The organism is Streptomyces sp. NPDC003077, from assembly GCF_040611095.1.
Classification (GTDB): Bacteria; Actinomycetota; Actinomycetes; order Streptomycetales; family Streptomycetaceae; genus Streptomyces.
Genome location: NZ_JBEXNM010000098.1, coordinates 21,715 through 26,005, shown reverse-complemented (window position 1 = coordinate 26,005; position 4,291 = coordinate 21,715). Strand labels below are relative to the sequence as shown.

6 protein-coding genes are annotated in these 4,291 nt (G+C 74.5%); 1 reads left to right on the top strand and 5 read right to left on the bottom strand.

Annotated elements, in window-relative coordinates:
- Positions 1–243: 243 nt before the first annotated feature.
- The 5 genes from ABZX96_RS35665 to ABZX96_RS35645 all read right to left on the bottom strand — a co-directional run bounded on the left by ABZX96_RS35665 (position 244) and on the right by ABZX96_RS35645 (position 2,989).
- A complete protein-coding gene (locus ABZX96_RS35665) occupies positions 244–687 on the bottom strand; it encodes a DUF2267 domain-containing protein (RefSeq protein WP_355552975.1) in 444 nt (147 codons plus the stop codon).
- A gap of 93 nt (positions 688–780) precedes the next feature.
- Positions 781–1,191, bottom strand: coding sequence for an SRPBCC family protein (locus ABZX96_RS35660; RefSeq protein WP_355552972.1), 411 nt, complete (start codon positions 1,189–1,191; stop codon positions 781–783).
- 75 nt (positions 1,192–1,266) lie between these two features.
- The gene (locus ABZX96_RS35655; RefSeq protein WP_355552969.1) at positions 1,267–1,461 is read right to left on the bottom strand and encodes a hypothetical protein; all 195 of its coding nucleotides are present in this window, start codon (positions 1,459–1,461) and stop codon (positions 1,267–1,269) included.
- Between the two features lie 103 nt (positions 1,462–1,564).
- Entirely contained in the window at positions 1,565–1,771 is a 207-nt protein-coding gene (locus ABZX96_RS35650) for a hypothetical protein (protein ID WP_355552966.1), read from the bottom strand.
- Positions 1,772–1,885: 114 nt separating this feature from the next.
- Entirely contained in the window at positions 1,886–2,989 is a 1,104-nt protein-coding gene (locus ABZX96_RS35645; protein WP_355552964.1) for a glutamate--cysteine ligase, read from the bottom strand.
- A gap of 385 nt (positions 2,990–3,374) precedes the next feature.
- Here ABZX96_RS35645 and ABZX96_RS35640 point away from each other — a divergent pair, with 385 nt between their 5' ends.
- Complete coding sequence (locus tag ABZX96_RS35640) at positions 3,375–4,187, top strand: hypothetical protein (protein ID WP_355552961.1); 813 nt, start codon at positions 3,375–3,377, stop codon at positions 4,185–4,187.
- Positions 4,188–4,291: the final 104 nt, after the last annotated feature.

Here is a 4,291-nt window from a genome sequence, read left to right as displayed (position 1 = left end):
CGGGTAAGCGCAACTGCCGCGAGGAGGTACCCCGGGGCGGCCCCGACCCCGAAAACAACGAAGCGTCCGCCCCACACACCCTCCCGCCGAAGGCGCACGAAGACGCCCCCGGCATCACACGGAAGCGAACGGGCCGCCGCACGGAGACAAGCCGGACACCGCCCGAAAAGGGCCCGGACACCGCCCGAAAAGGAGCCCGCGAGGCGGACGCACCACTCCCACGGGCTGCCCAGAAGCCGCCACTCAGCCCGCCCCCGCCCCCGTCTCCGAATCCCGCACCCGGGCAGTCGGCAGAAGCGCACGGATGTCCTGGGGAAGAGAGCGCTCCAGCCGTTCCATGAGCTCCGGCGCGAGGGCCGCGTCCAGGACCTCGAACACCGCCGTCGCCTCACGGACGGCCGCGTCCTCCGAGACGCCACCCCGCCACGCCACGCGGCCCGAGAAGGCCGTCAGGTCGAAGCGCTCGGCGGCGCCCCGCTGCTCGGGGTCACCGTCCCGGGCGGTGATGACGCGGTGCAGGTGCTCCGCGATCTCGTGCGGCAGCTGGGCTGCGAGGTGGGTCACCAGGCCGTCGGGCAGCCGTTCCGCCAGCGTCTCCAGCGTCGCGCGGACCGCCCGCTCGGCCGCTCCGGGGTCGGGCAGCGCCGCGCGTGCCTGGACCTGGCCGATGAACTCGTCATGGCGCATGGTTCCGGTCTCCTTTCTCGTCCGGCCGCGCCCGGGCCCGCGCGCCCGCCGGCCCGCGCGGCATACCGGCTCGGGGGATGCGGCCGGCCGGGGTCACCCGGCGGTGTCCGCCCGCAGCCGGACCTGTTCGGCCAGCCGCTCCAGGCTCTGGTCCAGGGCGTCGCCGACCGGCCCGTCCCCCGGATCGTGGGACTCGTCGAAGAACGACAGGTGCACGGTCACCTCACTGGCGCCGCTGCCGATCCCGGCGACCTGGAGCCACCCCGCGTACCGGCCGTCGGAGCGGGTGCCCCACTCCATCCGCATCTGGTCCTTCTCGGCGCGGACCAGGGCTGCGGAGTCCTGCCCCGTGTGGTCCTCGTGGACGGTCACCGCGGGCGGGTCGTCGGGGCGTACGTGGAGGTCGCCCGGGAGCCAGGCGTCGAGCCGGTTCAGGTCGCAGGCCTGGTCGAAGACCGTTTCGGGGAGCGCGGGCATGGTGCGGGAACGTTCGTACTCGCTCATCACTGATCTCCTTGGTGGGCACGGGCGGGAGCGGGGCGGCGGCCCGCCGGGAAGGCGGGCCGGCACCGTCCCGGCTCAGCCGCCGCGGCGCTCGCCCTTGGGGCCCCGGCCGCGTTCGGTCCGCGGGCCACGGGACTGCCAGTGCGGGTCCGCCCGCAGCGATTCGTTGGCCTCCTCGTTGGCGTGCTGGTCGGGCACGCCGCGGTCCTCCGCCGCGCGCCGCCGCTGTGCGCGCTTGCGGTCGTACGCCTTGCTTCCGGGCTCGGGCATGTCGCTGGCCTCTCGTGTGGGGTGTGGCTGTCTTGCGAAACGGGCGGGTGCGGGCTTTCAAGGCGGACGGGACCGCGTGACGGGTCCCCGCCGGCCCTCGCTCCTACCGCCCGCCCCCGCGTCGTCCCCCGCCGCGCTCGTCGTCGTCCGGGAGCCGCTCGCCCTCCGCCTGCGACGGGGTGGTGCGCGGCGTCGCCGGGATCTCCTTCCCGGGCCGCTCACCGCTGCGGTTGGACCGCCGCTTGCCGCGCGTGGCCTCCTCGTCGCCCTCGCGCTCGCCTTCGGCCTGGGACGGCGTCGTCTCACTCATGGCGCTGCTCCTCGTACGGCTCCTCAAGTGCACCGGTGGGCGAATGCCCTCTTCGGTGTGAAAACGGACTTCTCGGGGTGGGTGCCCCTCGGGCGGCCATCCATTCCTGACGCCTCAGGACTCGGTTGACTCGGTGCTCTGCGCCGTGAGGAACGCGGGCAGCGCCCCCAGGCCGTCCCGCGCCACCACCCGCCGCTGCCGGTCGGCGGGGCAGCCCTCGCGCAGCAGCCGGTGGACCAGGGAGGTGACCTCCCGGGTGTCCCCCATGTCGTCCAGGGCCGGGGCGATGTGGTCGAGCAGGGCGCACACCACGTCGCCCGCGCTGCGCCGGCGGCCCGCCGGATCGACGAGCAGGCCGCTCAGCCCGTAGCGGGCGGCGTGCCAGTTCGCGGCGTAGAGCAGCTCCGGCGCGACGTCCGGCACCGGAGCGCCCTCCTTCTCCTCGCGCAGGGCGGTCGCCGCCAGCCCGCGCACGATCCCGGCGAACATGACGGCCTCGTCGGCCCGCAACTGCACGTCCAGGCAGCGCACCTCCACGGTCGGGTGGCGGTCGGACAGTCGCGCCTGCCAGTAGATCTGGCCGCGGTCGGCGAGCACGCCCGCGTCCATCAGGGCCTCGATCCGCCGCTCGTAGTCCGCGGCGTCCTCGAACCTCGGCGGCGGACCGCCGACGGGCCACCGGCCGAACACCACCGTGCGCCAACTGGAGAAGCCGGTGTCCCGCCCGTCCCAGAACGGTGAGTTCCCGCACATCGCCACCAGGGTCGGCAGCCACACGCGGAGCCGGTTGAGCAGCGCCACGCCCATCTCCCGGTCCGGGACCGCGACGTGCACGTGCATGCCGTTGACGAGTTGTTCGTCGACCAGTTGGGGAGCGCGGCGGCGCATGGCCAGGTAGCGGGCGTTCTCGGTGACCGGCGGCGGGAGCGGCCCGGCCAGCGGCGCCGCGCCGCACGCGGCGATCCGGCAGCCGGCCCGTTCCGCCGCGGCGCTCACCGCGTGCCGCAGCCGCAGCAGGTGACCGCCGACCTCCGACAGATCCGTGCAGACCGGGGTGACGGCCTCCACCTGCGCTTGCAGCAGTTCGGTCTGGACCTCTTCCTCGTCCGCGATGGGTTGCAGTCCGGCCGCCGCGCGGACCTCGTGTACCCGGGGTGCCGGCAGCGCCGTCTCCGGGTCGATCAGCAGGTACTCCTCCTCGACACCAAGCGTGATCATCCGCTGCGGGTACCCCGCGCGCCCCGACCGAATCGCCACTCGGCCGGGGCGGGGGCTGTTCGGTGGCTGGCCGGTGGGGTCCCTGATGCGTAAGGATGCTCCCGAACACGCTGTCGAAGGGCTCTCGCGGCCCTTCGGGCTCGTTCGCCCTGCCCGGCGGCCCGCTCGTGGCGCCCGGCCCGTCCGTCCGGAGCGGCGCGCCGCGACCGGCGTACCGCCGTGCCCGACGCGCGCGTCCCGTCCGGCCCGCAGGTCCCACACATTTCCCTGATGTCCCGTCGCCACCCCAACCACTGACCACGGAGGACCCGTGAACCGCAGACCGTCATCTACCGCGAGAAGGACGCAGGCGGCGAGGCCGCACCGTTCAGCCCGGTCGTTACGGGTGGTCGGGGCACCGCGCACGGCCGGACCGATCCGCATCGCGCTGTACGGCGTCATCGTGATCGTCCTCGCCTGGGCGGGCACGGTGATCCTGGGACCCACCGCGCAGGCCGCCGGGGCCTGCCGCCCCGACAACGGAGCCCGCGGCAGCGCGGACCGCCCCGTACCGGAGACCCTGGTGACGACGCCCCGCGCCGACGGACGGGTGGCGCAGTTCCAGAACTTCGTCGACGACTCGGCGACGACCTCCCTGTCCTCCTTCCTCTGGCACCGCGAACAGCGAGAGCCGGGCGGCCCGTACGGCGACTGGGAGCGCGTCAGCTCCGTCCCGCTCGGCCCGAAGAACTACCTCGCCACCGCCGTTGAAAACGCCGACGGCCGGCTGGAGGCCTTCCTCCCCTCGTACGGCATCTTCTGCCACACCGTGCAGGGACCGGACGAGGACGAGGCGCAGTGGAGCACCCCGGTGGACTTCGGCCTGGACCCCGCGCCGTACCACGGGGGCGTCGTGCTGTTCCGGGAGAGTGACGGCTCCCTGGACGCGTTCGCGTCCCGAAACGGCGACGGCCAGTCCATGGACGTCCGCGTCCAGCGCGATCCCGAGGAGGGGTGGGGGCCGGTCCGTTCCCTGGGCGGCCTGCCCGAGAGCGGCGTCGGGCTCGGTCAGCCGTCCACGATCACCGAACTGCCCGGCGGGCGGCTGCGCCTGATCGTCCGGGAGTGGAACCGGGACCGCTACTGGGAGACCGTCCGGGGCGGCCGGGAGGGGCCGTGGAACGGGTGGCGGCTGTGCGCGACGGCGGAGTGCGGGTGAGCGCGGAAGCGCGTGGTCGCCACGGCGCGGTGTGCCGGTGAGGCGCTGAGCGGGGGCGGGGGTTTTGGGGGGGGGGGGTTGGGGGGTGTGACGGCCCCCCCCGC

Excerpts from the sequence above, each read along its gene's own strand:
- ABZX96_RS35665 (WP_355552975.1), bottom strand. The coding sequence starts at position 687 with ATGCGCCATGACGAGTTCATCGGCCAGGTCCAGGCACGCGCGGCGCTG.
- ABZX96_RS35660 (WP_355552972.1), bottom strand. The coding sequence starts at position 1,191 with ATGAGCGAGTACGAACGTTCCCGCACCATGCCCGCGCTCCCCGAAACG.
- ABZX96_RS35655 (WP_355552969.1), bottom strand. The coding sequence starts at position 1,461 with ATGCCCGAGCCCGGAAGCAAGGCGTACGACCGCAAGCGCGCACAGCGG.
- ABZX96_RS35650 (WP_355552966.1), bottom strand. The coding sequence starts at position 1,771 with ATGAGTGAGACGACGCCGTCCCAGGCCGAAGGCGAGCGCGAGGGCGAC.
- ABZX96_RS35645 (WP_355552964.1), bottom strand. The coding sequence starts at position 2,989 with ATGATCACGCTTGGTGTCGAGGAGGAGTACCTGCTGATCGACCCGGAG.